At 69.8% G+C, this 25,720-nt stretch carries 27 protein-coding genes and 1 pseudogene; 16 read left to right on the forward strand and 12 right to left on the reverse strand.

Annotation, left to right across the window (positions count from 1 at the left end):
• The coding region (locus tag ADK54_RS33410) for a hypothetical protein (RefSeq protein WP_159047966.1) at positions 1–183 on the reverse strand (183 nt) is incomplete at its 3' end.
• 688 nt (positions 184–871) lie between these two features.
• Here ADK54_RS33410 and ADK54_RS45275 point away from each other — a divergent pair.
• From ADK54_RS45275 to ADK54_RS33425, 4 genes are read left to right on the forward strand one after another with little or no spacing between them, the layout of a single operon-like run.
• On the forward strand, positions 872–1,009 hold the full coding sequence (locus ADK54_RS45275; RefSeq protein ID WP_107090680.1) for a lasso RiPP family leader peptide-containing protein: 138 nt from the start codon (positions 872–874) through the stop codon (positions 1,007–1,009).
• A 32-nt stretch (positions 1,010–1,041) separates the two neighbouring features.
• The gene (locus ADK54_RS33415) at positions 1,042–2,925 is read left to right on the forward strand and encodes an asparagine synthase-related protein (RefSeq protein ID WP_053729543.1); all 1,884 of its coding nucleotides are present in this window, start codon (positions 1,042–1,044) and stop codon (positions 2,923–2,925) included.
• Positions 2,922–3,185, forward strand: coding sequence for a lasso peptide biosynthesis PqqD family chaperone (locus tag ADK54_RS33420; RefSeq protein WP_063802104.1), 264 nt, complete (start codon positions 2,922–2,924; stop codon positions 3,183–3,185). Before ADK54_RS33415 ends, ADK54_RS33420 begins: the two co-directional genes overlap by 4 nt.
• A complete protein-coding gene (locus tag ADK54_RS33425) occupies positions 3,182–3,637 on the forward strand; it encodes a lasso peptide biosynthesis B2 protein (protein WP_053729544.1) in 456 nt (151 codons plus the stop codon). The genes ADK54_RS33420 and ADK54_RS33425 overlap by 4 nt, the downstream gene beginning before the upstream one ends.
• 13 nt (positions 3,638–3,650) lie before the next feature.
• Here ADK54_RS33425 and ADK54_RS33430 read toward each other — a convergent pair whose 3' ends face one another.
• Entirely contained in the window at positions 3,651–5,528 is a 1,878-nt protein-coding gene (locus ADK54_RS33430; protein WP_234392305.1) for an ATP-binding cassette domain-containing protein, read from the reverse strand.
• A gap of 145 nt (positions 5,529–5,673) precedes the next feature.
• On the opposite strand from ADK54_RS33430, the gene ADK54_RS33435 reads away from it, so the two are divergent.
• The gene (locus ADK54_RS33435) at positions 5,674–6,888 is read left to right on the forward strand and encodes a helicase associated domain-containing protein (RefSeq protein ID WP_234392306.1); all 1,215 of its coding nucleotides are present in this window, start codon (positions 5,674–5,676) and stop codon (positions 6,886–6,888) included.
• A gap of 620 nt (positions 6,889–7,508) precedes the next feature.
• Here the strand turns inward: ADK54_RS33435 and ADK54_RS33440 are convergent.
• From ADK54_RS33440 to ADK54_RS33450, 3 genes are all read right to left on the reverse strand, one after another.
• Complete coding sequence (locus ADK54_RS33440; protein WP_053729547.1) at positions 7,509–8,027, reverse strand: hypothetical protein; 519 nt, start codon at positions 8,025–8,027, stop codon at positions 7,509–7,511.
• Between the two features lie 68 nt (positions 8,028–8,095).
• Entirely contained in the window at positions 8,096–9,400 is a 1,305-nt protein-coding gene (locus ADK54_RS33445) for a beta-ketoacyl-[acyl-carrier-protein] synthase family protein (protein WP_324610212.1), read from the reverse strand.
• A 673-nt stretch (positions 9,401–10,073) separates the two neighbouring features.
• Positions 10,074–10,478 (reverse strand): MerR family transcriptional regulator, encoded by a 405-nt coding sequence (locus tag ADK54_RS33450; protein WP_053729548.1) that lies wholly within the window; start codon positions 10,476–10,478, stop codon positions 10,074–10,076.
• Positions 10,479–10,598: 120 nt separating this feature from the next.
• Here ADK54_RS33450 and ADK54_RS33455 point away from each other — a divergent pair, with 120 nt between their 5' ends.
• From ADK54_RS33455 to ADK54_RS46400, 5 genes are all read left to right on the forward strand, one after another.
• Positions 10,599–11,609, forward strand: coding sequence for an LLM class flavin-dependent oxidoreductase (locus ADK54_RS33455; RefSeq protein ID WP_053729549.1), 1,011 nt, complete (start codon positions 10,599–10,601; stop codon positions 11,607–11,609).
• A gap of 91 nt (positions 11,610–11,700) precedes the next feature.
• Positions 11,701–12,186: a CbrC family protein gene (locus tag ADK54_RS33460; protein WP_234392313.1), complete on the forward strand. Its 486-nt coding sequence runs from the start codon at positions 11,701–11,703 to the stop codon at positions 12,184–12,186.
• Positions 12,141–13,019, forward strand: coding sequence for a hypothetical protein (locus ADK54_RS47885; RefSeq protein WP_053729551.1), 879 nt, complete (start codon positions 12,141–12,143; stop codon positions 13,017–13,019). The genes ADK54_RS33460 and ADK54_RS47885 overlap by 46 nt, the downstream gene beginning before the upstream one ends.
• Positions 13,020–13,278: 259 nt before the next feature.
• Positions 13,279–13,500 carry a hypothetical protein gene (locus tag ADK54_RS47890; RefSeq protein WP_234392307.1) on the forward strand — a complete coding sequence of 74 codons (222 nt, stop codon included), beginning with the start codon at positions 13,279–13,281 and terminating at the stop codon, positions 13,498–13,500.
• A gap of 79 nt (positions 13,501–13,579) precedes the next feature.
• Positions 13,580–14,014 carry an integrase gene (locus tag ADK54_RS46400; RefSeq protein ID WP_159047967.1) on the forward strand — a complete coding sequence of 145 codons (435 nt, stop codon included), beginning with the start codon at positions 13,580–13,582 and terminating at the stop codon, positions 14,012–14,014.
• Between the two features lie 54 nt (positions 14,015–14,068).
• Here the strand turns inward: ADK54_RS46400 and ADK54_RS33480 are convergent, their stop codons facing one another.
• Together ADK54_RS33480 and ADK54_RS33490 are read right to left on the reverse strand one after the other, a co-directional pair.
• The gene (locus tag ADK54_RS33480) at positions 14,069–14,653 is read right to left on the reverse strand and encodes a hypothetical protein (protein WP_420717448.1); all 585 of its coding nucleotides are present in this window, start codon (positions 14,651–14,653) and stop codon (positions 14,069–14,071) included.
• Between the two features lie 602 nt (positions 14,654–15,255).
• The gene (locus ADK54_RS33490) at positions 15,256–15,774 is read right to left on the reverse strand and encodes a PH domain-containing protein (RefSeq protein ID WP_078966820.1); all 519 of its coding nucleotides are present in this window, start codon (positions 15,772–15,774) and stop codon (positions 15,256–15,258) included.
• 128 nt (positions 15,775–15,902) lie between these two features.
• Here ADK54_RS33490 and ADK54_RS33495 point away from each other — a divergent pair, with 128 nt between their 5' ends.
• The 4 genes and pseudogenes from ADK54_RS33495 (at position 15,903) to ADK54_RS33505 (ending at position 18,607) form a co-directional block, all read left to right on the forward strand.
• Positions 15,903–16,733, forward strand: a complete 831-nt coding sequence (locus tag ADK54_RS33495) for an IS5 family transposase (RefSeq protein WP_053729557.1) — start codon at positions 15,903–15,905, stop codon at positions 16,731–16,733.
• The gene (locus tag ADK54_RS33500; RefSeq protein WP_053729558.1) at positions 16,730–17,152 is read left to right on the forward strand and encodes a hypothetical protein; all 423 of its coding nucleotides are present in this window, start codon (positions 16,730–16,732) and stop codon (positions 17,150–17,152) included. The genes ADK54_RS33495 and ADK54_RS33500 overlap by 4 nt, the downstream gene beginning before the upstream one ends.
• Positions 17,153–18,089: 937 nt before the next feature.
• A pseudogene (locus ADK54_RS48950) lies at positions 18,090–18,227 on the forward strand (hypothetical protein); the annotation flags it as partial.
• 188 nt (positions 18,228–18,415) lie between these two features.
• On the forward strand, positions 18,416–18,607 hold the full coding sequence (locus tag ADK54_RS33505; RefSeq protein ID WP_053729559.1) for a hypothetical protein: 192 nt from the start codon (positions 18,416–18,418) through the stop codon (positions 18,605–18,607).
• Between the two features lie 149 nt (positions 18,608–18,756).
• On the opposite strand, the gene ADK54_RS33510 is transcribed toward ADK54_RS33505, so the two are convergent.
• Complete coding sequence (locus ADK54_RS33510) at positions 18,757–19,089, reverse strand: hypothetical protein (protein ID WP_234392308.1); 333 nt, start codon at positions 19,087–19,089, stop codon at positions 18,757–18,759.
• A 104-nt stretch (positions 19,090–19,193) separates the two neighbouring features.
• Between ADK54_RS33510 and ADK54_RS33515 the strand changes: the two genes are divergently transcribed.
• Both ADK54_RS33515 and ADK54_RS33520 read left to right on the forward strand, forming a co-directional pair.
• Positions 19,194–19,511 (forward strand): hypothetical protein, encoded by a 318-nt coding sequence (locus ADK54_RS33515; RefSeq protein ID WP_053729560.1) that lies wholly within the window; start codon positions 19,194–19,196, stop codon positions 19,509–19,511.
• 585 nt (positions 19,512–20,096) lie between these two features.
• A complete protein-coding gene (locus tag ADK54_RS33520) occupies positions 20,097–20,546 on the forward strand; it encodes a hypothetical protein (protein WP_053729561.1) in 450 nt (149 codons plus the stop codon).
• 226 nt (positions 20,547–20,772) lie between these two features.
• Here the strand turns inward: ADK54_RS33520 and ADK54_RS33525 are convergent, their stop codons facing one another.
• From ADK54_RS33525 to ADK54_RS33540, 4 genes are all read right to left on the reverse strand, one after another.
• On the reverse strand, positions 20,773–21,012 hold the full coding sequence (locus ADK54_RS33525) for a hypothetical protein (protein WP_159047969.1): 240 nt from the start codon (positions 21,010–21,012) through the stop codon (positions 20,773–20,775).
• A 649-nt stretch (positions 21,013–21,661) separates the two neighbouring features.
• A complete protein-coding gene (locus tag ADK54_RS33530; protein WP_078966821.1) occupies positions 21,662–23,197 on the reverse strand; it encodes an ISL3 family transposase in 1,536 nt (511 codons plus the stop codon).
• A gap of 153 nt (positions 23,198–23,350) precedes the next feature.
• On the reverse strand, positions 23,351–25,180 hold the full coding sequence (locus tag ADK54_RS33535) for an ABC transporter ATP-binding protein (protein ID WP_420717449.1): 1,830 nt from the start codon (positions 25,178–25,180) through the stop codon (positions 23,351–23,353).
• Entirely contained in the window at positions 25,177–25,611 is a 435-nt protein-coding gene (locus tag ADK54_RS33540) for a lasso peptide biosynthesis B2 protein (protein ID WP_053729564.1), read from the reverse strand. The genes ADK54_RS33535 and ADK54_RS33540 overlap by 4 nt, the downstream gene beginning before the upstream one ends.
• Between the last annotated feature and the right edge of the window lie 109 nt (positions 25,612–25,720).

Below are 25,720 nucleotides of genomic sequence, written 5' to 3' on the forward strand. Positions count from 1 at the left end.
TGCGGTGGCCAGTTCGGCGCTGAGCCGTCCGTTGAAGGTGGTGACGATGTAGGTGGAGGTGGGGGCAGGAGGTTCGCCGGGAGTCGCCCCCGCAGGCGGGCTGAGGCGTTGGCTGAGAATGGCGCCGCGGAAGTCCTCGATGGTCAGCCCCGCGGCCAGGTTGTGTTTGGGATGCGCGAGCACGGCGCCTGCCGGGCACCGGGGTGGGATGCCGAGTGCGAATGTTCGAGTCGGCCGCCGCTCCCGGCGGAAGGAAGCGGCGGCCTCATACGCGCGGAGAACGGTGAACTCCCCCCAACGTCCCCCGCGCGAGGCGCCCATCCGGCAGCGAGGATGCGGAAATCCCCGCCGTGAAGTCACCGGACGGGCATCGGCTGGAGCCGCCGAGTCGGTACTGCGGCTCCAGCCGGCCTGTCTGTCCTGTGGCTTGTGCCGCCCTCGGGGTCCGGGAGAGCAGCAGTGCGCAGTCACCACTCCTTGCACCGACAGTGGGAGGGACTGTGCCCCTCTTGTATGCGCAGTGGGTCGGGTACCCCAGTTCCGGGAGCTTGCCCCATGGCTTTCGGCCATCCCCTCGGCCCTGGAGGCCGTCGTTCGCCACCGTGCCCCCGCCATCTCAGGACGAGGGCCCCGCTCGTGTCCGCTGGGGCGTCGGAACAGGCTGTCCAACGAGAACCGCCGCTTCTTTGCTAGCTCTGGGCGTGCGTGGCGCGCATGGCGCGATCGCCGCGCTTCTGTTGAGGGAAGAAACCCGCTCGGTTCACTGAATCGGATGAGAGCGGGCGCTGTTGGATGTGGTGCCGAAATGCGTTGGGTAACTTCCGCCGGGGCGTGGGTTCCACGCCGCCAGCCGAAGTAAAGGAGGAGCTTCATGCAGCAGGATGAAGTGTACGAACCGCCGGCCATGGTGGAAGTCGGTGACTTCGCCGAGCTAACCCGAGGCGAGGCGCTGGGCGCGTTCTACGAGGGCGGATTCCCGCCCTATGAGTGGTACCTCGGGCCCAACTGAGCCAGACCGACGGGACATGACGGTGAGGTGCCATGAGCGGTGACGTGTGGTTTGCCGTCCTGCCGGACGGTGAATCCGGCGTGGCCGCGGCGCGGCTCCTGCGCCCCTGGGCCACCGAGACCGTCTTCCATCACTCCGGTCGGCCGTGGCTGCTGGGGAGTTGGCCGGACGGGCAAGTGACGGTGGGTGCGGCAGGGGCGCGGCGAGTCGCGGTGATCGGGCGCTGCCCGGTCACCGTCGAGGGGCTGTCCGCCCGGGCGGGACGGCTGCGGGACATCGGGGACGTGGAGCAGGTCGCCCGCGGCCTGACCGGAAGCTTCCATCTTCTGGCCTCCGTCGACGGTTCGGTCCGGGCTCGGGGGAGCGCGTCCGGGGTGCGGCGGCTCTTTCACGCGCGAGTGGCCGGGGCGACGGTGGCCGGCGACCGGGTGGACAGGCTTGCCGCCGTGACCGGAGCGGCCCTCGACGAACAGCTCCTGGCCGCACACCTGTTGGCCTCCCCGCTTCCTTTTCCGCTGGATGACCGCTGTGTGTGGCAAGGCGTGCAGGCTGTGCCGTCCTTCGACTGTCTGCTGATCGATGCGGACGGGCGGGCCCGCACCCGACGGTGGTGGACCCCGCCGGAGCCGCAGCGCGCATGGCAGGAAGGCGTGCCCGCGGTGCGCTCGGCGCTGACTGCGGCGGTGGACGCGTGCACGGCCGGCGGGGGCACGGTGAGCGCGGACCTGTCCGGCGGTCTGGACTCCACCAGCCTGTGCTTCCTGGCCACACGGGAGCAGGAGCGGACCCGGCGGAGCGGAGCGAAGCTGGTGACGCTGCGCTGGCAGAGCCTCGATCCGCAGAACGACGACGCGGCCTGGGCCGTGCGGGCCGCCGCCCGCCTTCCCGACAGTGAGCACGTCACGCCCGGCCCTGGTCAATGGCCCTTGTGGTACAGCGACTTGGCGGGTCTGACCGGTGACGCCGTGCCCACCGACGAGCCGGGACCGTGGGTGCGCGACGGCGCCAGGATGGCGGCGCTGTGCCATCTGATGACCGGCCGGGGATCGCGTCTGCACCTGATGGGCGGCGGCGGAGACGAACTGTTCAGCACGTTTCCACCGCACCTGCATGACTACGTCCGACGCCACCCCATGGCGGCCTGGTCCCGTATCCGTGCGCAACGCGCCTCCCAGCACTGGCCGCTCGGGCAGCTGCTGCGTCAGCTTGCGGACCGCAGGACGTTCGGCCAGTGGCTGACCGCATGGGCGCAGGGCCTCACCGCGCCGCAGCCGCCGTCGCCGGCCCTGGTCCGTGGCGCCCCCTCGACGGCGTGGGGGGTGGACCTGCGCATGCCGCCGTGGGCGACCCGGGACGCGGCCGGGGCCGTGCGGGACCTGCTCCGGGAAGCCGCCGCCACCGCCGAGCCCCTCGCACCCCAGCGCGGACAGCACACAGCCCTGGCGTGCGTACGGAGCGGCGGGCGCGGCCTGCGGCAACTGGACCAGGTCACCTCCCGCCAAGGACTGGGGCTGGCCGCGCCCTACCTCGACGACCAGGTGATCGAGGCGGCCCTGGCCATCCGCGTGGCCGAGCGCAGCACGCCCGGCCGGTACAAGCCGGTGCTCGCCGAAGCGGTGCGCGGCATCGTGCCCGACGACGTCCTGCGAAGGAACACCAAGGGCGAGTACAGCACGGACTTCCACGTCAGCCTGCGCCACAACCGCTCCGCGCTGGTGGAGTTCTTCGACGACTCCTGGCTCGCCCGCGCCGGACTCATCGACGACGCCGCGGCACGTGCCTTTCTGCTCGGCGTGCACCCCACGCCGGAGGCCCTGCGCTCCCTCAGCTCCAGTCTGGGCAGCGAGATCTGGCTGCGGGCCCGCTCCGCACCCACCTGCCCGCCGAGCACCCCGATCACCGAAGGAGCACCGTGAGCCTGACCCTGCGACCCGACGTCTGCATGACGGACACACCGGACGGCATGGTGCTCCTCGACGAAGTCACCGGCCGCTACTGGCAGCTCAACCGCACGGCGGCGCTCGTCCTGCGCAGCCTGATCGACGGCACCGACCCACCGGACACGGCCCGCGCGCTCCGCGCGGCCTACCCCCGGCTCACCGCCGAACGCGCCGACGCCGACACGGCCTCGATCACCCGCGCGCTGACCGAGGCCCGGCTGGTGGTGCCCGCATGAGCCAGCCCATGGTGCCCGCAGCCCGCGGCCGCCTGCCCTTGCACCGGCGCCCGCCCGTCCTCATCGCCACAGGCGCCGCCCGGCTGATCGTCACACTCAAACCGCACCGCATCCGCCGCGTCCTGTCCATGGTGCGGCGCGGGGCCGCCCCTGCCACCACCTCTGAGGCGCTCGCCGCACGCGAGGCCGTCGTCACGCTCAGCGCGCGCTGCGCCGGGGAGGGCTGCCTTCAGCGTTCCGTGGCCACCGCGCTGCTGTGCCGGATGCGCGGGGTCTGGCCGGACTGGTGCACGGGGGTGCGCACGGCGCCGTTCCGCGCGCACGCCTGGGTGGAGGCCGACGGCCTTCCGGTGGGCGAACCGCGCCGGGGGGAGTTCCACCGCATGATGGTGGTGCCGGTCCTGCCCCCAAAAGAACCTGCCGGAAAAGCAGCCCTGAGGGGCCGACGGTAAAAGGGGCGGTCGGTCACCGGTCCTGGGCAAGCCGGTAAAGCTCGGCGAAGAGTCCACCGAGCGCCATCAGGGTCTCGAAGTCGCCCTCTTCACGGACCCGGCCCCGGTCGAGAACGACGATGCGGTCCGCGATCCGGGCGTTCTCCAGGCCCTGAGTGACAAAGACAGCGGTCTTGCCCGCCGCGAGCTCCTTGAAACGGCGGATCACCAGGTATTCGGCGCGGGGGTCCATCGCGGAGGTGGGCTCGTCCAGCATGAGCATCGCAGCGTCGCGGTAGAAGGCGCGCGCGACGGCGATCCGTTGCCACTGCCCGCCGGACAGGTCGGTGCCGCCCCAGTGCGAGCCCGCCACCAGGGTGTCCAGGCCATGCGGAACGTTCGCGATGACGCTGTCCGCGCCGGCCGCCCGCGCGGCGTCCAGGAGGAGCGCGTCGCTCTCGGAGCGGGGCTGGCCGAGATGGATGTTGGCGCGCAGGTCCATCGGCCAGCGGGTGTAGTCCTGGGGCACCAGGCCGACCTTCGACCACACACTGTGCGGGTCGGCCTCGGCCAAATCGGTCCCGTCCCAGCTCACCGTGCCGCTGGACGCGATACGAAGGCCGGTCAGCAGGGAGGACAAGGTGGTCTTGCCGGAGCCGTTCTCGCCCACCAGCGCGGTCAGTTCGCCACGCCGCAGGGTGAGACTGACGTCGTCGACCGCCGGTCTCACGGCGCCGGGATAGGTGTAGCTGATGTGCTCGGCACGGATCTCGGCGGGCGCGCCGGCCGGGATCGGCCGGGACCCGCGGACTGCACGCAGGGACGCGGCCCGGCGCAGGAACGTCTGCCAGTCCTCCAGGTACAGGCTGGTGCGGAACAGCCGGGCGGCGGCCAGGACCAGGGACGTCAGCGCGCCGGTGGAGGTACGCACAGCGACGACGGCCGTGGCCGCGAACGCGAGGTCCATCCGCCCGGCGGCGGCGAGCCAGCCCAGAGCGGCCCAGGTCGCCGCGAGCATGAGCCCGCTGATGCAGGCACCGAACAGGGTGACGCGCAGCACGCGCGGGGCGGCGCGGCGGTGTGTGGCCCTGATCCGGCCGGTGACCTCCTGGTACCAGTCGGCAAGGAAAGCGGCCATGGTGGTGGCACGCACCTCGGCCGCGGTGCGCTGGTGGGTGGCGTAGTGCCGCAGCAGGTAGCGCAGATGACTGTCCGCCATGTTCTGGTGGTCGGCGCGGTGCTGGATACGCGCGGTGGTGACGGCCGCAGCGCCCTTGGGAACGACGGCGAGCACGAGTAGCGGCAGCAGTACCGGGTGGAGCAGGGCCAGCACCGAAGCCGCGGCGATGAGTTGACCAAGCGCGGAGACCAGCGCCTGGGCGTCACCGATCAGGCTCTCGGTCGCCTCCGCCCCGCGGCCGGCGGCCTGGAGCCGGTCGGCGAACCCCGCAGTGTCGTATGCCTCCAACTCCACCTGCGGGACGGCCGCAAGGATCTGGAGATCGGCCTTGGTGGCGACCTCCGGCGCAAGACGCGCGGAAGCGTAAACGGCGAGCGCGTCGGCCCCCGCGCGCACCCCCGCGGCGACGGCGACGACGAACAGCGCGGGAGCGGCCGCCGCCACACGGCCGCCCACCCGACCGCCGTCAAACAACTGAGCCAGTGCACCCGGCAGCGCCGCGAGCGCGACGGCCGACGCGACGACGACCGCCAACTGGCAGCACGCCAGCAAGAACATCGCGAGACGATCGGCAGCCCAGCCGAGACGGGCCGCCGCAGCAAGCGTGAGGGGCAGCCTGGCAGCCATCTGCCACCAGGAGGCATTCACGATGTCCTCGAAGCGCGCGTCGCCACGGACGCCGACCCGCTGCGGGACATCGGCGCAGGAGGAACCGGAAGAGGACGCGGTCACCCGTCTCATACTGCTGCGCCCACCAAAGCCCGCAGGCCCAAAGCCCCGAGTTCACCCAGAAGATGAACGCCGACCCGTATCAGACCGGACAGGCTCGGCCTCCTTACGGGCGCATGCCGTGACGAGACCCGGCCGTTGTCCAGGCATGGAACACAGTGAGCAATCAGCACAGTTGGCGCTCTCCATCGACAGGCACAACAGCTTGTCCAGGCTGGCGCGCGATCTGTGGAGGCAGGCGCAGGCTGAGAGCCGCCGCATCGGGGAGATGGTCGAGGCAGTGATGGCGACGGGCATCTCATGGACTGAGCTGGGAACTCTGCTGGACGGTGTCGATGACGCCCCTCCTCCGGCCGGGCTTGTCGCGCGCGTGCCTTCCGGCGCTCCGTCAGCCGCTGAGAAGGGCGTGCGCGAGGACGGGGAAGCCGCGCTGACGGTCGCCAAAGGGATCACATTGCAGGTGATCGAGCCGGAGAGGCAGGGCTGGTTGCGCGGCTACGACGCAGCGCAGCGTTACCGGGAGCGGATGGGTGATCTGGAGGTGCCCTACGGACATCTGGAGGGCACCTATCCGCTGGGGCGGTGGCTGTCGGATCAGCGGCGCACCCTGCGGGCCGGGCAGATGCCCAGCGAACGGGCCGACCGGCTGGAGGCGCTGGGGATCGTGTGGGACACCGCCGACGCCGCGTTCGCCGAGAACCTGGCCGCGGCGCGTGCCTACTTCGCAGAGGCCGGCACGCTGGCCGCGCCCCGGCACGCCACGGCTCTCGACAAGCCGGTGGGGCAGTGGCTGACCAACATCCGGCGCCCGGGCGGGCTGGGCAAGGACCCGGAACGGGCCGAACGGCGCGCTGCCCAGCTCGCGGCGGTCGATCCGGACTGGAACCCGGCGGTGCTGGGGTGGACCGTCGACTGGCAGCGGCACTACGTCGGCCTGGCCGCGCTCCTCGATGACGGAGCGCTGCTGACGGGCATCGTGCCGGGGGTCACCTACCGGGGCGACGACATCGGCCGGTGGCTCACCCGCCAACGGCGCGACTTCACCCGGCTCAACGAAGAACAGCAGATCCGACTTGCCACGTGCGGTGTGCAACCGGCCGTTCGGGCCCGCAAGGCCCCTGAGTCCGGCGGGGCGGGGCGCGGCGGGGAGGCGTTCACGCGGGGGCTGGCGGCGCTTGCGCAGTACATCGAGCGGGAGCAGCGGACCGTCATTCCGCGTCAGCACACCGAACGGATCACCATCAACGGCGATGAGCACGAAGTCCGGCTCGGGGTGTGGGTCTCGAACCAGAAGAGCCGCCGCAACAAGCTGAACGGCGAGCAGCTCGCGCTGCTCGCCGAGCTCGGGATGGACTGGGCGTAGGCCGTTAGGGTTTGCGGTGTCCGGGGCGGGTGGCTGGCAACCTTGCCGGTGACGGAACGCGCGTCCCGGACACGTTGGCCACCGGGCGCCCTCGCCCAGCCTGCGAGGGCGTGCCGCAGCAACAGTCGTCGTCCGGAACTGATCGACCATGAACTCGTTGAACCGGTCGCCTCACCCCCCATGAGGTGCACAGGTTCAGGGCCCCGCAGCCGGCGGCTGCGGGGCCCCGAGTCGTTTCCGGACCCGACAAGGGCCGCAAAGAGGGGCCCGGCGCGGCGCGCAACACTAGCCGGTGCGGAAAAAGTACGGTCCGGGTCCGGTGTCAGAGCGCGTTGCGCTGTCGCGTACGCGATACCCAGTGCCTCGGTGCACTCCTCGGCCATCACCACCGCGAACCAGCCCAACGGGCTCTGCACACACGACGGTTGCCGCCCAACCCTCAGTAACGCCCTGCCCGGCTCCACCCGACCGTGACATGCTGCGCTCGCCCCGGGGCAGGCGACCGGCCCTATGCCGGCGTGACGGAGCGCCGCGTCCCGGGGCCACAGGCCCAGGTGCCCCCAGCACCCTCCACTCGCGAGCTGTGTCGCTGTGCTCCGGGCCACTCGCGTGCGGGCGGGTCAGGTCCGGCGGCCGGAGTTGCTGATGCGGGTGCGGGCGCAGGCCAGCATCTCGTTGGCTTCGGCCAGGGTGTCGGCTGCCTGTACCGGCGGCGAGAGGTGGGCCTGCAGGAGCAGCATCAAAGCGCGTGCGGTGTCGCTGATGGCGTCCAGCCCCGGGTCGCTGTGGGGCGTGGAGTGGCGCGCCTGGAGGAGTTGGCCGGCCATCAAGGACGCCTGCCAGTACCAGATGGCGGGCAGGTCCTCGGGGATGTCGCCGGCCATCGCGGGGAGCACGCTCGCCCGGGAGGCGGTGACCTCGTCCAGGTCCGCCTCGATGGCCAGCAGGTTGAGTTCTGCGCGCATGGCCTCGTCGGCGAGGGTGCCGTAGGCGGCGGCCGCCAGGCAGGCCGTGCGCAGAGCCTGCTGCCGGGGGGTGCCGGTGCCGGCGGGGGTGACGGGCTCGGCCGCGTGCAGGAGACGCAGGACCTGGGAGAAGGTGTCCGCGTCGGGCCGGGCGGGTTCGCTGGAGTGAGTCACAGAATTTTCCGTACGTCAGGCGGTGGAAGAGTGGGCATGCCGGTTGCGGGATCGCCGGGTGGGGCTGTTCATGCGGCGCGGCGGAAGGCGAGGACGGCGTTGTGGCCGCCGAAGCCGTAGGAGTTGCTCAAGGCCACGTCTTTGTCTGGCAGCGCGCGTGCGGTGCCGGTGACGATGTCGAGCGGGTTGTCGTCATCGGCCGCCTTAAAGCCGGCCGTGGGCGGGATGAGCTGGTGGTGCAGGGTCAGCACGGTGGCGACGGCTTCGACACCGCCGGCGGCGCCCTGCATGTGGCCGAGGGCCCCCTTGGGAGCGGTGACCGGCACGCGGCCGATGCCCTGGCCGAAAACCTTGGTCAGCGCGAGGATTTCCGCGGCATCCCCATGGGGTGTCGCGGTGGCATGGGCGTTGATGTGGGCGACGCTGTCCACGTCGGTGTCGGCATCCGTGAGGGCCTTGCGGATCGCGTCCACGATGCCCTCGCCGTCGGGGCGCGGGGCGACCATGTGGTGGGCGTCGGCGGAGACGCCCCATCCGGCGGCCTCGCAGTAGATCCGTGCTCCTCGCGCGAGGGCGTGCTCCTCCGACTCCAGGACCAGGATCCCCGCGCCTTCACCCAGGACGAACCCGTCGCGGTCCTTGTCGAAGGGCCGCGACGCCGTGTGGACATCGGTCGCGCTGGACAGGGCCCGCATGGCCGTGAAGGAGGCCATGACGCTGGGGGTGATGACCGCTTCGGTACCACCGGCGAGCACCACGTCGGCCGCACCGGCGCGGATGCGGTCGATGGCCTGCCCGATCGCCTCCGTGCCCGAGGCGCAGGCGGAGACGACCGTCCGGGCCTCGGCCCGGGCGCCGATGTCGAGCGCCACCTGGGCCGCGGCACCGTTGGGGACGACCATCGGCGCGGTGTGCGGGGAGACATGCCGTGCTCCGCGGGTGGCCAGCGTGTTGTCGGCGGTGACCAGGACCGGCGCCCCGCCGATGATCGTGCCCACCGACACGCCGACCCGCCGGGCATCGATCGCACCGTCGCGGACGGCATCGGGGGCGAACCCTGCGTCGGTCCACGCTTCCCGGGCGGCGACGACAGCGAACTGGGTGCCCCGGTTCATGGTGCGGGCCTGCGTGCGGGAGAGCTGCTCGGCGGGATCCGCGGCACTCGGCGCCGCCACATGCACCGGCAGAGCACTGAACGCTTCCCCTTCCAGCACCCGTACCCCGCACCTGCCCTCCAGCAGGCCGTGCCAGGTTTCGGACGCGGTCGCCCCCAGCGGCGAGATCGCGCCCAGCCCGGTGACCACGACCCGGCGCCGCTGCGCGGGGACAGGGCCATCGGTCCGGCCGGAAGGGAGAGCAGAGGGGTGTGCCACGGCGTCACTTTCGATAGCAAAGGGAAGGTAAAGGAACGATAGCCGCAACTCGGCCATGATCATTTCAATACGTCCGATAGGCATCGAAAAGCTCTGCCGTACACCTGAAAACCTGAGCACGCACCGGAATCGCACCGCACACCCGTCCGCGCCTGCCGCATCGCCGCCCGCCACTCCCCCGAGCGGGACCCCGCGTCGTGGGATTGGACTGTCGACAGACGCCGGCCTGGCAGCCCCGCGCACCCCCGAGGCCAACCGGGAGCAGCATGCCGAGGAGGAAGGCCGGCGCCCCGTGCCAAGACGTCACAGGTCGGGGTACGGAGACCGAGGAAGATCTACGCGCCCCGACGATCGGGCGATGGCCCCGGTTTGCGGCAACACCCTGGTCCGGGGCGATTTTGCCCGCGCTTCGAGCAACCACCCGTGGCAGGCCGCGCAGAAGCGGCTGCGCGACCGCGGTTCGGCGAACAGTGCCACCCCCGGGCACCCCCGCACAGCCCCGCGAGGGCGTACCGCAGCAACAGTCGCCGCCCGGATCTGATCGACCATGAACTCGTTGAACCGGTCGCCTCACCCCCCAGTCAGAGGCACAGACTCCGGGGGTGTGGCTCTCCTGCAGGGACTGCCGGTGGGGCGGCCGGGAGTGGCGTTGGTGTTGCTCGCATGCGGTGCGTCACTGGTGTTCTTTTGCTGGAAGGGCGATCTGGGCGCGGAAGCCTTCGCAGTGTTCGAGCGCAGCGTCGTGGGGGCATGAGAGCAGGTCGCGCAGGTAGCTGCGGGCGCTGTCCAGTTGCGTCAGCTGGCCTTCGATGGCGGCGATTCGAGCGGTGACGGTGTCGCGCCAGACGGGAGTGTCCGCGGGCTCGGCAAGGACCGCGGCGATCTCGTTGAGGGACATCTGTCCGGTGGTCCGCCACAGACGGATCAGCGCGATCCGGTAGATCTGATCGGTGTTGTAGTAGCGATGGCCGAAGCGTCGGTGGGACGTGATGAGTCCGCGGCGCTCCCAGTAGTGGAGCGTCGAGACGGGCAGATTGAGATGGTCGGCGACTCGCCTGATCGAAGCCAGATCGTCCATCGGGCCAGTTGAACTCAACCCCGGTTGAGCGGGCAAGGTCGGCCTCACCGAACCGTCTCGGGCCGCCGCGCCCTCGTAGAGCGCTGGAAAGTGCGGCCGCCCCCAGGGGAAAGGATCGCCATGCCGGTGAACCTTGGTGTCTGTCTTCCGACCTTCGAGCGTGGCGATGAGGGCATGAAAGAGATCCCCTCGTTGGCCCGGCACATCGAGCAGGTCGGCCTGGACATGGTGTGGGCGGGTGACCATCTGTGCGCGCGTGTCCCGTTCCTGGAGAGCGTGGTCGCGCTGAGCGCGGCCGCCGCGGTCACCGAGCGGGTACGGATCGGCTTCGGGGTCATGCTGCTGGCGCTGCGGCAGCAGGCGTGGGCAGCCAAGCAGCTGTCGTCGTTGCAGTACTTGTCCGGCAATCGCGTGGTCCTGGGGGTCGGCGCGGGCATCCACCCGCAGGACTGGCCGGTTGGTGGGGTTGCGTTCGCCGGGCGGGGCCGCCGGACGGAGGTGATGCTGCAGGCGTTGCCCGATCTGTTCGCGGGCCGGCCGACGTCCTTGCTGACGGTGCCGGGTGAGCCGGTGATGACGCTTGAGCCCGCCGTTCCCGCGCCACCGGTGTGGGTGGGTGGCATGTCCGACCGCACGTTGCGACGCGTGCTCGATCACGGTGTCGGCTGGCTTGCCTCGTTGCTCGAGCCCGCGCAACTGGGCGAGCGGGCCGCCAAACTGGCGGCGATGGCAGCCGAAGCGGGCACGCGGACACCCGAGCTCGGCACCACGGTGTTCGCCACGCTGAGCACCGATCCCCAGGAGAGCTGCCGCAGTCACCAACACCTGGTTCACTTTCTGCGCTCGCTGACCGGAGAACAGGGGCTGTCCGAGCAGCAGGCAACCCGCCTGGTGGTCAGCGGACCTCCCGAGAAGCTGGCCGAACGACTTGACCAGTACCTTCGCGCGGGCGCACGCACATTCGTGATCAACCTGTCGGGCAACAACCTGCGTCGGCAGTACGACCTGCTCGCTCGTTCCCGCGAGCTGTGGGCCATGATCCGCGACGGAGCGTGCTATCGGGCGGCACCACCAGTCACCATGGCCGCTTGCTTCCTGATTGGGAAGTCTTTTATGGTCCACAGCCCGTGACTCTGGCCGTTCGTGTCGGTTGTTACGGTTATGGGTTGTGACTGAGCTGCCTCCCGAGTTCCCGTACCACCCTGACCCCGTCGCCACAGGCGTGATCGCGCCTTCTGGCACGGCCTGTAGCTGCTGTGGTCGGGAACGCGGGTATGTCTACAGAGGCCCGGTCTACGCGGCCGAGGAGCTTGGGGGGCGGCTATGTCCGTGGTGCATTGCAGACGGCAGTGCCGCGGAACGGTTCGACGCTCATTTCACGGCGGGAACGTGCCTGGGCGACGACGTGCCCCTTGAGGTCTTCGCGGCGGTCGACCGGCGCACTCCGGGTTTCGTCGCGTGGCAAGAGCCCCAGTGGTTCTTCCACTGTGGCGATGGGGCCGCGTTCCTCGGCCTGGCCGGAGCCGCCGAACTCGCTGCCTTTCCGGAGGCACTGGAGGTGCTGCGACGGGAGGCGAACGGCTGGGGCTGGCCGTCGAACCAGGTTGAGCACTTCCTCGGCTCGCTGGACAAGGACGGCGAGGCGACGGCGTATCTCTTCCAGTGCCGGGTCTGCGCAACCCACCTCGCCTACTCCGACTTCACGTAGGCCCTGCCGACGAGTCGAACGGCATCCCGAACGGTGTCACTCACCAGGGAGTTTCCGGGGCAGGCGGACGGCCTTCGTATGAGCATGCGTTCCGCCACGGAACATGCACGCAAGCCGCCCTTGAGCAGTGGGTCTCAGCCCCGGAAGCCACCTACCGGGACGAGACCGGACACTTCATCCGCTGGTCGGTACAGCACCGCCAAGCACGCGATCTCACCTTCGGCACCAACCGCTGGACCGGCCCGACCAGCACCATCGACAGCGAGAAACGCTGGGACGACGCCCGACGCCTCCTCCACAATGACAGCCTGCCCACCCAGGATCGAGTCGCCGGCCTCCTCCTTCTCCTTTACGCACAGAAGATCGCCACCATCACCCAGCTCACCGTCGACGATGTCCAACTCAGCGAGGAGGCCGTCACGATCACGTTCGGCACCGCGCCGGTCGTACTCCCGGCACCACTGACGGACTTGGTCCGCGAACTCGTCGCCAACCGCCGCGGCAAGGCCAAGATCGGCACACCGGACGATATCCCCTGGCTCTTCCCAGGCGGCCGCCCCGGACATCCGATTGCCGACGACCGGCTCCGGCTCCGGCTCCGGCTCCGGCTCCAGAAGATTGGGCTGCGGCCCCGACAGGACCGCTCCACCGCCCTGTTCACCCTCGCCGCCGAACTGCCCGCCGCCATCCTCGCCCGGATGCTCGGCGTCCACATCCAGGTCGCCACCCAATGGCAGAAAGCATCCGCCGGCGACTGGGCCGCCTACGCCGCCGATGTCAGCCAGCGAGCCACACGCCGCCAGCAAGGAGAAGACGTAAGTGCCCCTCGATGACCAGAGTGCTTGGGCCCTGCTCCGGCAACTCGACGACCCTGATCGCATGGAGTTCCCCCGCGGCTACGATCACGCTGCCGTCCGAGCACGGTTTGACCAACTCGCAGCCCGCTTGGACCAGCAATTCCAATGCACCTGCTCCGTTGATCGGTACGTCCAGGACGCAAGCCACCATGGGACGATCACTATCCCGCAGACCGCAACTGTCAGCGGGGATCACATCACCGTGACCGTCAGCAACTTCGGGAACCTGACAGCCGTGACTTTGGGCAGTCCCGGAAGCTACGACGGAGACGAGGAACGCGAACTCTTCCAGGCCACCGACCGTCACCGGGTCGACGGCGAGCTCGAAGCACTCGGCTACGTCGCCATCTCAGAACACCTGCTCTGGACGAGATACGACGGCGTCAGCGACCTCGTCTCCTACTACCCACCCGGGCATCCCCCGACGTGGTGGACCCGCTTCTTCGACTATCTATGACCGGCGTCTCGGGCCCCCGGCCGAGATATTCGGAGGGTTCCAATACCCGACTCCACCATTAGCGATCTACCCGGAGGACGTGATCTCCCATCATCGGGCCTTCATCGCCCGCCGCCGAACCGAGCGGCCCAGCGAGGAGTACCGCGAGCTCACTACCACCGAGTGGGACGAATTCCTCTCCCACTTCGAACTCCGCAAAGTTGCCCTTGGGACCTGCGGTCGCGACTACTCGACGCCGTGCCAACATGAAAACGCCTGCGTCCGGTGCCCCCTATTGCTCGTGGATCCGGCCCAGTTGCCACGCCTGCAGGAGATCCACGCCAACCTCGTCGACCGTCTCGAGGAGGCCAGGGAGCAAGGCTGGCTCGGCGAGATGGCCGCCATTGAGACCACCATGGCTGCCGCCGCGCAGAAGCTGGAGGCGATGCGCGTACGTGCAGCCGAGCCGTCCACAGTCCACCTCGGCATGCCCGACTTCCGCGCGAGCGCCGGCCGAGTCACCCCTGAGCTCTGACCGCGGCTGACGGCCGTCCCCGCCGGCATCTCGCACCTGACCGGCCCAGTAGCCTCAGATACGAGGCGGCAGGACCTCGATGATCTCGGCGATGCCGACGACCGGTTGCGCTTCGTACATGAGGATCACGTCACCGGACTTCAGATGCCGCCATTGCTCCGGCTGAAGGGGGGCCAGGCGAACGTCTGCGGTCTCTCCAGGGCCAAGCTGTGGCTCGAACTCCACCCATAGCCTTGCGATGCTGAGTGCTGGTTTCCCGTCGGTGGTGCGATTGCCGATGTCCCACATGGGCCTGAGCCGACCGTCCCCGGAAAAGGCGGTTCGGCGTCCGCCTTCCTTCGGGTCCATCAGACTCAGCGTCGCCCGGAGAGTGCCGTGCTGGACTTCCCAGCCCCGCCACTGACACCAACGGTGGCTGCGGTCGAGCATCATCTGCCGAGCGGCTTCGGCGAGAAGCTCCCAGAAGTCCACGGAGACGGGGTGGACATCCCCGAACTCTTCGAGAAGGCCGAGCACCATCTCCCACTCTTGGCGCCTGATGTCCTCGCGAACATCCCCGACCGTCTGGCCGTTCTCTGCCACCGCGTCCTCGGGCAGCAGATCGACGGCCTGCCGAAGGAGTGTGAACGCATCATCCATGCCGTGCATTGTTCCTTGCTCCCGGATGCCCCGTTCATGGGAGCCCCAGCAGGACCCGGCGGCGTGACACGCCCGGATCTTCCCAGGCGCCAATCTGTCTGCCCACTACTTTCAGCAACCCGACTGCGGTCCTGCTCACCCGGCCGTCAGACGACTAGCTCGGATAAGCATGTGTCAGATGCTCGCTCCTGCGACCTGACCCGTCTCAACACGCACGACTCGTCGAGATCCGCGACAACCTCATCGCCCGCATCGCCGAGGCCGAACGTGAAGGATGGCTCGGCGAGGTGGAAGGGCTCCAGGTGAGCCTTGCCGGAGCGGAAGGGAAACTCGCCCAACTCGACCGACGGCCGGCCAGCCGGAGCGTCGTCGACCTAGGTATCCCCATAGTCACCAGCCCCGCCTCCATTCCACGCCAACTCCATTTGCCCGAAAGGGACTAACGCCTGCGGCGGAGCGAGTCCGGCCCCAGTGATCACCAGCTGTTTCTCGGGAAGCGGTGCAGCCGCCCGGCCGGGTCGAGCAGAGGTGTCAGAGTGCGGAACGTGAGCTCTTGTCCGTTTCGTAGTTGCGCTTTGCGGGCCTGGCCTGAGTGCTGGGAGTTATGACCCCAGGGTGCTGCGACTGTAACGGCGATGCAGCGCGCGCAGCTGGGACAGTTGCTTCTCGAAGTCGCCCACGTCGGCGGCGCCGGCCCATGGCACTGGCAGCGAGACCATGGAGCCGTCGCGCAACGTGGCCGCGACACGCAGGTTCGGAGTTCTGATTCGGGTGTCAGCAGCAGCTACCCGCAGATCCTCCAAGCGGGCGATCTCGTTCCACTCCAGCCGCCGCCACCGCAGCACGGTGCGGAACCGCAGCCCGTCCGGGCCCGCCTCCACCCGTCGCCTGAGCATTCCGAGCACGCATCCGGCGGCACTCGCACCCACGACCCCGGAAAGGATCCCCCAATCCCGGGCGTCCGGAACTCCGAGGCATGCTGCAACCCCCGCCGCAACCGCGAACAGCACGCACACCGCGATCCACCGGCGCGCGGACTTCCCTTCCCACCGCAACGACAACTCAACATGGTCGGTCATCCGTGTGATCTTGCCACCCGCCACGCTCATTCGGTAGATCATGGATTCACGAGCGTGGTAATGGCCTGAGCGTGCGGTACGTGATCTTCCATCTGACTTCTCATCGCTCGATGGGGTGACGTTAGGGGATCGTTGCCGAGCAAGCGTTCGTGATTCGTTTGGGTGGCGGGATGAGTGATCGCATGCCGTACTCGAGTGACGTCGGTGACGAGCAGTGGGCCCTGGTCGAGCCCGTGCTCACAGCGTGGAAGGCCGGGCATCCCTCGGTCAGTGGCCACCAGGGCAAGTACGCGATGCGGGAGATCGTGAACGCGGTCCTGTACCAGAACCACAGCGGCAGCCAGTGGGACCTGCTGCCCCACGACCTGCCACCCGCCGGCGCGGTGAAGTACTACTTCTACAAGTGGCGCGACGACGGCACCGACCAGACCATTCACGACCTGCTGCGATGGCAACTGCGGGAGAAGCGGAAGCGGTTAGCCGACCCGAGCCTGGTGGTCCTGGACACGCAGAGCATCCACGCCGCGGTCGGCGTCCCCGCCGCGACGACCGGCAAGGATGCCGCGAAGTGGGTGCCGGGCCGCAAGAGATGCCTGGCCGTGGACGTGTTGGGCCTCGTCATCGACTGCGTCGTCCTGCCCGCCTCCGCGCACGAGAACACCGCTGGCATCGCACTGCTGGACGGTGTCGCCGGGCAGTGCGACACGGTGAGGAAGGCCCTGGTCGACCAGGGCTTCAAGAAGAAGGCCGTCGACCACGGCAAGACCGTGGGCATCTACGTGGAGATCGTCGAGCGCAACCCGGACCAGAGCGGCTTCGTTCCCCAGGCGAAGCGGTGGATCGTGGAGCAGACGAACGGGATCTTGATGTTCTACCGCCGTCTCGTACGCGACTACGAACACCGGCTCACCTCCTCCCGCTCCCGCGTCCTGTGGGCGATGACCTCCATCATGAGCCGCCGCCTCACCGGGGCCACCCTCGCCTCCTGGAGGACCGCGTGAGCGAGAACTCACAGGTCACAGTCATCTTGGAACACATCAAGGCCCGTGAGCGCGAACTGGCCGATCAGGCCGGGCAGGTGAGGGCCCGCATCGAAGAACTCGCCCGGCAGCTCGGCGAGATCGACACAGAAAGCGAGAACCTGCGCATCACCCGCAAGACCCTCCTCGCCCTTCCGCTGCCCTCACCCGCCGCCGAGCCGGAGCGTCCCGACATCCCGGACCACCCCGCCTACCATCAGATCCTCACCGCTCTGACCGACTCGGGACGGCCGATGCGCGCCCGCGACCTCTGCCAGGCCCTCGACCTGCCGATTCTCCCGAAGAACACCGAAGGAATCCGGTCCAAGTTGAAGCGCCTGGTCAGCCGGGGCATCCTCATCGAACCCGAACCCGGCTTGTTCGCCCGCCCCGGCGTGTGAGGGCCGTCCCCCGCTCGCGACCAGCAGTTCTTCCCCAACCTCAACTACGAAACGGACAAGAGCTCACGTTCCGCACTCTCAGATCGTGGACGCTCAGGTCGAGGAGCTGGCGGCACTGCGCACGGCGTGCCTTGTCTCGGGTGTAGGGCATGACGGGCCTGTCCTCTGAGGAGTGCTGCCCGGTCAGCAGGAGGAAGCCGTCGTGGCTGTACGCGGTACCGCGGGGAGACTTGGTATCTCACCTTTTGGCCACTGTCGGGCCCGTCCCGGGGGGCCCTCGACCGTCAGCCGGTCTCCGCGGCTGTGACGGCAACACTATCCGGCCGGTGATGCGTGATGCCGATGGACACGCCGAGACAGCCCCCACCACCCACCACACGAAGCTGGTCGTCAGCCCGGGGCTCGTTGGTACGGCAACACCAAATCGAGAAGGGACTTCCCAATCAGGAAGTCAAGCAGCCATCGTGACTGGAGGTGCAAACTTAGTATCGGCCCGCAAGCGGACACCCACACCAGTTGATCCAACTCGCACATGAGCCCTGTGAGTTACCCCGCAAGTAGAGCTTGCGCAGATCTCGTTCGGGCGCGGCTACCTGAGGCGTTGGGCGACGTTCAGCGTGAGTACGTACTCGGGGGTTCGCGACGTTCACCGTGGCCACGGCCGGGAGGCGTCACGTTGACGCTCGTGCGCGACGACACCGTGCACATCAACCCAATCTCCCTGTCCGGCGCTTGGCCCCGGTCCCGTTCTTCGTCGACGTCGTGTCGCTGGTCTCCGTCCGGGTGAGCCATACGACCGGACCGGAGTGGATGATCAACTGCGTGGGCAGCGTGCAACACGAGCTGCCCCTGGCGGGGCGGCCCGGTCCTGGTGACGCTGGTGGGATGCGGGAGGCACCTGGTCGTGATCGTTGTGGCGGAGTCCGAGACGAGTGTGATGCCGTCGTGCCCGGCCTGCGACGCGCCGCTGCGTCCATGGGGCTACGCCCGCGAGCGCGCGATCCGGCTGCCCGGGGGCGGCCTGCGGCGGCTGCGTCCGAGGCGGGCCCGCTGCCGCTCCTGCCGCACCACGCACGTGCTGCTGCCGCCGTACTGCCTGCTCCGCCGGGCGGACAGCGTCCACACCATCGCCGCCGCCCTCCTGGAACACGTCGCCGGACACGGCCACCGCCGCGTCGCCGAGCGGCTGCACCGGCCCGCCGCGACGGTCCGCGGCTGGCTCCGCCGAGCGACCGCACGCGCCGCGTTCCGGCGCGCCACGGCATGCTCTACGCCTACCACCTCACCCCCGACGCCGGCCCCTTCCCGCCGCGGGACACCGACCTGGCCGAAGCCCTCGATGTCCTGGTCGAAGCCGCCCGCGTCGCCCAGGAGCAGCACGCCGACTGGGCAGCCACCGATCCGTGGGGCGCCGTCACCCTGGTCACCGGCGGCCGGCTCCTCACGCCCGCGTAGACGGCCCGCGACAGCAAGCACATGAAGCCGACACCGTGATGACGACACATCACTCCGGCAAGCGAATGAAAGCCGCCTCTACGTCCCCACGGCGAACGTCGCCAACATGCTCACCTTGAGCGTCGGGCAACAGCATGGCGGGAGGAGCGTCAACGCCCGCCGGAGGCCCTCCCGTTGTCCTCGTTGTCGACCAGCGTGCCCACCGTGCCCGTGCCCTGACAGTTCGAGCACTGCACGGTGGTCTCGTTGCCATCGTCGTCCCGCACCGTGACCTCACCGCCCTGGCAGTTTCCGCACGCCGGCACCCGACGCTCCTTCAGCAGTCGCTTCGTCAGGTTCAGAAGCCGGGCATACCGCGGGTCCTGCTCCAGCGCAGAAATGTGCTCCCGGTCCACCCATCCCATGAGCGCCACCACCCTCCGGCCCTGCCTCCACCGTACCCACGCCGCAACGTGGCCGCGCCACCCCGGTGCGATGATCATGGTTCTCCCCCGCAGGAGTGAACCAGCCTCCGCTCAGCTCGACTTCGGCCGGCGCTCCTCGCTACGAAGATCACTCCATGTGGGATATCTCCGGAGGGGTGCCGATGCGCGCAGGGGCCAAGACACTGACCGCGGGGACCGCCGTGCTGACCGTCCTCGCCACCTGGCCGGCGGGCGCGGTCGCGGCCTCGGGCGAGGAACCCTGCCGGATCAACACCGACGCCGCCGTCATCCGCCGGGCCCCGGCGAAGAACGCGGCGAAGGCCGGCATCGGCTACCGCGACCAGACGTGCCGCTTCCACGGCTACACCCGGGACGTGGCCTGGGCACACATCACGATGAAGAGCTCGGGCGTGGACGGCTGGGTGGACCGCACTTTGATCTCCACCGCCAAGGAGCAGCTCGCCCCCACCGGCAGCTGATGCGCCCGGCCCGTCTGCTGGCGGCGGTCGGTGTTGCGCTGCTTGCCACCGGCTGTGTCACCGTGTCGCACAAGGCCGCGCCGCATGGCGGGCACTTGCTGCCCGACGGCGGCCGTCTCACCACGGTGGCACCGGCGCCCCAGTGGCCCGAGCCGGTCCAGCCGCCGGCCCGCGAGATACTGGCCCCTGCCTACGGTCCAGCCCCCGCCACCACCGCGGTCAGCGCCCCGGTCAGCAGCGTAGGTGCGGCGGAGCGACCGCGTCGTGACCGACCACGGCCCGAGGCCACTCCTGCCCACGGCGACGACCAGGGCCAGAGCATCCCCCGGCACGCCGCACCTGCACCCAGCCATCACCGGGACCGCCCCGCTACGACCCCGGTGCCGTCTGCTCCTGGGCCCAGGACAACGGCGTCGACCCGTCCGTCGTCAGCGCCTGCCGCCAACAACTCGGCCGCTGAACGAATTGACCAACCGTAGGGCCCCGACCCGTCTCCGTCGTCCTGCGCGAGCCTCGCCTGCTGTCGGTGACTTTCCTGCCCCGAGACGGTTGGACTCACCAGCACCAGCGATTCGGGAGGGCCCCATGCCGACATGCTCCAAGATGCGCGTGTTGCTGGCCGGCGCGCTGGTTGTTGTCGCCCTCGCCTTATCTGCGGTACCGGCCTCCACCGACTCCTACCTCGACCAACGCTCCAACACCTGCCGGCCCGAGGGCGGCATCGCGTGCGCGTACGGACTGGTCGTCACCTACTGGCACCGCCCCGGATCCCTACAACGCGCCGTGAGCTGGGTCTACGTCACGCGCAGCCCCGCGAACACCCACAACATGGCCCGCTGGTGGTACCGGGCGCCCGGCGGCCAAGCCCGTGTGGGCGGGGCCCGGCGCCGCGGCACGAGGGTCCAGTCCTGGACGGAGATCACCTGGGGCTCCGGCGGTCACCGCCGAACCGGGCCCGTGCTGTCGGCCGGGACGCAGATCTGCGCGGAGTTCAACTACAGCGCCACCACCAGGCCCTGCGTCACCCTGAAGTAGCGCGGCCCCACCGTTTCGGTCTCTTCCTCGCGGAGGCCGGCTCCCGGCACTCCGCCGACCGTTCGTGCAGCGCCACACGGACCAGGAGATCAGCGAGGGGCGCGCCTGGCTGTGACGCCTCTAGACGCAGGGCCTGGCACCCGGAGCAGTTCTTCCGCACCAGAGCCTTCCTGCGATGAGACCGGCCGGGGGACCGGGGCTGGTCGTTACGGGTCGGCGTGCGGGATCATGCAGGCCGGATACCGCGCAGGGCGGCCCGCAGGCGACGGCCCTCGTCCGATGCGGGGACTTCGACCCGCTCGGGGTCCATGGAGGCAAGCCGGGCCACAGCCTCACTCTGATCATGGCCTCGTTCGTGTGCGACGTGCAGCCGGTACAGGGCTTTGTAGAGCGCCTGGGAGACACCGGGCCTGAGCGCGACGACGAACGGGGCGAGTGCCGCCCGCAGTTCCGCGACCGGATCCACCGGATCCACCGCCCGCGCCGCGGTCCGGCGCCGGTAGGCCTTCTGCCGGCAGCGCGCATCACAGTACGCAGAATCCGCACGCCCAGCCGTAACAAGCGTGCCGCAACTGCCGCACGGACGGCCCGAACCCCTGCCGCCGTTACGTTTACGCGTGAGAGAGGTCCGGCACGCCCGCGAACACGTCACCCCCTTCAGGAGCTTCTCCGCACGCCGCACCACCACAAGCCCGCACGCCAGACACGGCTCTGGCGGCAGGAGCGCCCCGCGGCCAGCCAGCTCCAGCCACCGTGCCGTTCCCGCCTGCCGCGCCGCGGCCGGGCGGGACAGCCCCGTGACCGGATCCGCACACCCCCGGCGATAGCACCCCTCACAGATCAGGAAGCAGCCAAACACCCGCCGCCGACCCCGGCAAGTGCTCCCACCGACCAGATACGCCGTCCCGCCGAACAGCTCCGCACCGCACATCGTGCACGGCCGAGCAACCACACGCACACCCATAACCAACCCAACGACCAGCACACCCAGCCGTAACGGCCCGCTGTGACGTTGCGCGATACCTGACCACTTTGACCGTTACCTGGCCATTAACGCAGGGTGAGCGACCTCGCTGCTTGGCTCTGTCGCTGATTTGGGGGCAGCGGCTGGTTGATCACGGGGACAGGAGGATCCGGCGTCGCAGCAGGTCAAAGTTGGCCCGGCCGTACATCTGTCTTTTGAGCAGCTTGATCCTGGTGACGTTGCCCTCGACGGCTCCGGAGGTGTGGGTGGTGGAAAGGGCCGCGAGGATGGCGGCGTGGTCGCGTCGCATGCCACTGGCGAGGGTCCGGAGTTCGCGTTGCCCGTCGAGGCGGACGTCGGCGAGCCAGACATCGAAGGCGAGGTGTTCGGTGCGGCGTTCGCGCAGGATCACAGCAAGGCGGCGGGCGTACTCGGTGGTCGTGGCCAGCGCCGGGCTACGGTCGCACAGGTCATTGAGACATTTGCGTTCGGTGTCCGTGAGGTGCTCCGGACGGCTCATGATCCAGTTGGTGACGCGGCGGACGGTCAGGTGTGGCAGAGGGGTGTCCAGGGGGATGGCTCCGGTGCGGTAGGGCCGCAGATGGCGGCGGACGGTGTTGATGTCGCCCCGGTAGCCCAACTGCTGGATCTCCCGGGCCAGTGCGGAGGCGTTGGTGCAGCCCTCCAGCCAGCGGTGGTGCAGATAGAGGCGGTAGTCGTCGATTAGGCTCGGACGTTGAGTGGCCGCGGCGAGGAGTTCATCGAGGTCGGCGGCCTCGGCGAAGCGGACGACGGTGCCCCGGCTGAGGCGGAGTTCGCGAGCGATGGCGCGCAGGCTGTCGCCGCGGGCGATCCGCTCGTGGATCAGCTGATACCGCTCACGGGTCCGTGCCACCAGGGGACGTGGCCGGCCGTGAATGTCGAGTTCATCGGCGGCCGTCGGAGATGCGGAGGCGGTCTCCGTGGCAGTTGGCAGTGGTTCGCGTAGCTCCGCGCGGTGCCGGCCGACGATGCGCTCGACGGCCTCGGCCAGGTTGTGCAGGACGTGCCAGGGATCGGCCACTTGTCGGGCCTGCGGTGCTCCGGCGCAAGCACCGTCACGGAAGGAACCGGCGCGGTCGCGGCAGATCATCTGGACTTCCGGGTGGCACCTCAGCCAGGCGGCGAAGGTGGCTGCGGTCCGGCTGGCGAGCACGTCGACGGGACGGTGGGTGGTCATGTCGACCAGGACGGTCGCGTACTTCCACCGGCGGCGCAGGGCGAACTCGTCGACGCCCAGGACCTGGACGGGGCCAGGATTCGGCTCGGGCAGGGCCCGGATCAGCCGGAGCATCGTGTCCTTGCACGTCACCATAGACATCCGGTCGGCCATCCGGGCACCAGGCCGACCGCCCAGGAACAGCGCGATGTCTGTGAGGAGCGCCGTCAGGGAATCGGTCCGTCGCGCGTAGCGGCGGGTCAGCGCCGGTATCTGCTCAGCGAACGTCCGATGCGAGCATGCACTGTTCTCGCAGGTGAACCGCCGTGCCCGGAGCCTCATCTGCAACCGTCTCCCGGCAACAGGACGGTCGACGAGACGCCGCTCGTAGTAGCAGTGCACCCGCGACGAACTCCAGCCGCACTCCGGACAAAGAGCCCCAGGTCCCCGGGCCCGAGCAGCCACGAGCACTTCGTCCTTGGTGAGCATCAGTCGCTCAACCTCAACAGCCGCACCAGGAAAGAGAAGATCAGCAACGCTCACGACCCCGTCCACACCCAAGTGATGCCCAAGCCGTAGTCGCAGCCACTGCCCCCAAATCAGCGACAGAGCCCGAAAATCTTGCAAGACCCGGGCTTCTCGTCAGCTGCTGTCGCCGGGGCCGCGCAGGGTCTGGGCGTCGGCCAGTTCCCGGTAGGTGGCGCTGCGGTTGAGGAGTTCCTCGTGGGTGCCGGCCGCGATGATGCGGCCGGCGTCAAGGAGGTAGATGCGGTCGGCGTTCTGCACGGTGGAGAGGCGGTGGGCGATGACCAGCAGCGCGCACCGCTGGGCGATGTCGCGCATGACCTGGCTGAGGGCGGCTTCGTTGATGGCGTCCAGGTGTGAGGTCGGTTCGTCAAGGAGGAGCAGTGCCGGCCGGGTGAGCAGGGCGCGGGCGAGGGCGATGCGCTGGCGTTCGCCGCCTGAGAGGGTGGTGCCGCGCTCGCCCAGGACGCAGGAGAGGCCGCCGGGGAGCCGGTCGACGACGTCGGTGAGGTTGGCCAGGCGCAGTACTTGCCGGACCTCGGCCGGGTCGGCGTCGGGCATCGCGTAGGTGATGTTGTCCCACAGGGTGCCGTGGACGACGTGGGTGTTCTGGTCGACCAGGGCGATGCGGGCCCGGCACTCCCGGCGGGTCAGTTCGGGGGCGGGGTGCCCGTCGAAGGAGAGGGCGCCTGCCTGGGGTTCGTAGAACCGGGCGGCGAGCGAGAAGACTGTGGTCTTGCCAGCGCCCGAGCGGCCCACGAGCGCGATCTGGCCGCGGTGGGGCACAGACAGGGACACGCCGCGCAGGACGGGTCGGCCGGGCAGGTAGCCGAAGTGGACCTCGCGGAGAGCGAGCGCGTCGGCGGGCCGGGCGGTGGCCTGGCGGGGGCGCACGGGTGCGCGCTGGGGGCCGGTGGGTTCCTCGGGGAGCGCCAGGGCCTGGTCGACGCGCTGGTAGGCACCCATGCCGCGCTGGATGAGGCCGATGGCGCGGAAGACGGAGGAGAGCGGGACGACGAGGTAGGAGGCGTAGAGGAGGAAGGCCACCAGTTCTCCGAGGGACTCGGAGCCGCCCACGCGCATGCCGCCGATGACCAGGACGAGCAGGAAGGAGCCCTGGACGGCGAGTTCGACCGCCGAGCTCATGAACGCGGCCAGTTTGGCGGTGCGCACACCGGCGTCGTAGGCGGCCTCCACGCGGGTGCCGATCCGTCGGGCTTCGCGGGTCTCGGCGCAGTGGACCCGCACCATGGGCAGTGCGCCGAGGGCTCGTTCGAGGTCGGCGGCGATGTCGCCGACTGCTCCCTGGGTGCGTTCGGCGGCGGCTCGGATACCGGCCAGCAGCGAGGCGACGACGACGGCTGCCGCGACGACGGTGGAGGCGACGAGGAGGAGCAGGAGAGGGTCGATCCACGCCATGAGCGCCAGGGCGCCGACGGAGACCAGGATGCCGGTCACCAGGTCGACCAGGGCCTGGGCCGCGGCTTCGCGGATGACGGTGGTGTCGGCGGTGACGCGGGAGATCAGGTCGCCGCTGCGGTGCCGGCCGTACTCGCGCATGTCGAGGCGGAGCAGATGGGAAACCAGCCCGTGACGCATGGTCCGGATCACCCGTTCCCCCATGCGTTCGAGCAGGAAGCGGCCGACCGCGCCGGTGACCGCCTCGGCGACGAACAGGACGGCCAGGAGCAACAGCGGTCCCAGCAGGCGCTCGTGTCCTGCGGCGTCCACGATGCGCCGGGCGACGAGCGGCTGGGCCAGACCCATCGCGGATCCTGCCAGGGTCAGAACGGAGGCGACGGCGATCGCGGACCGGTGGCCGGCGGTCAGACGCACCATGGTGGCGACCGCCCCCGGCACGCCGGGGCGACGGTCCCCGGCCGGGTCCGGTGGCGGGGTGTCGTCGCCGGACCGCGGGCCGGGGTCCGTGGCGACCTGCTCGGTCACGGCGTGTTCCGGGAGGGTGGGGGGACGCTCATCAGGCGGCTGAAGTAGTCGTCGGGGACGCCTTCGCCGATCGGTCGGCCGTCGACCTCGATCCAGGCGTGGGCACTGAAGGGGGGCACCGCACGGATGCCGGTGCACCAGGTGGGCCAGACGCCCCACAGGCGGCACAGCAGCGCGGCGCCCAGGGAACGCGGCAGGCAGCCTCGCGGCCCGGCACAGAACAGGCTCGCCGCACACAGCGCGTCCCGGGCGGCGTGGGCCCGGCCGGGGGTGGCGGGCACGGCGCCGCGCCGCAGAAAGGTCAGCAGGGCCAGGATGCGGCGGGGCGGCAGCCGGGCGATCAGGTAGGCCGCGGGCAGGACGGCGCGGGCGCCGATGCGGTGCGCGCGGGGGACGCCGGTGGGGCGGGCCAGGGCGCTGGGGGTACTCATGCCGAAACCTCGCTGCGCTCGGCCTCGCGTTCGCGAGGAGCTGACCCCTTGATGAGTGGCGCGGACCACCCGATGAGCGGGGCCCTCCCTATGAGCGGCGCTGACCTCC

Origin of the sequence: Streptomyces sp. WM6378, assembly GCF_001279695.1 — a bacterium.
Taxonomy (GTDB): domain Bacteria; phylum Actinomycetota; class Actinomycetes; order Streptomycetales; family Streptomycetaceae; genus Streptomyces.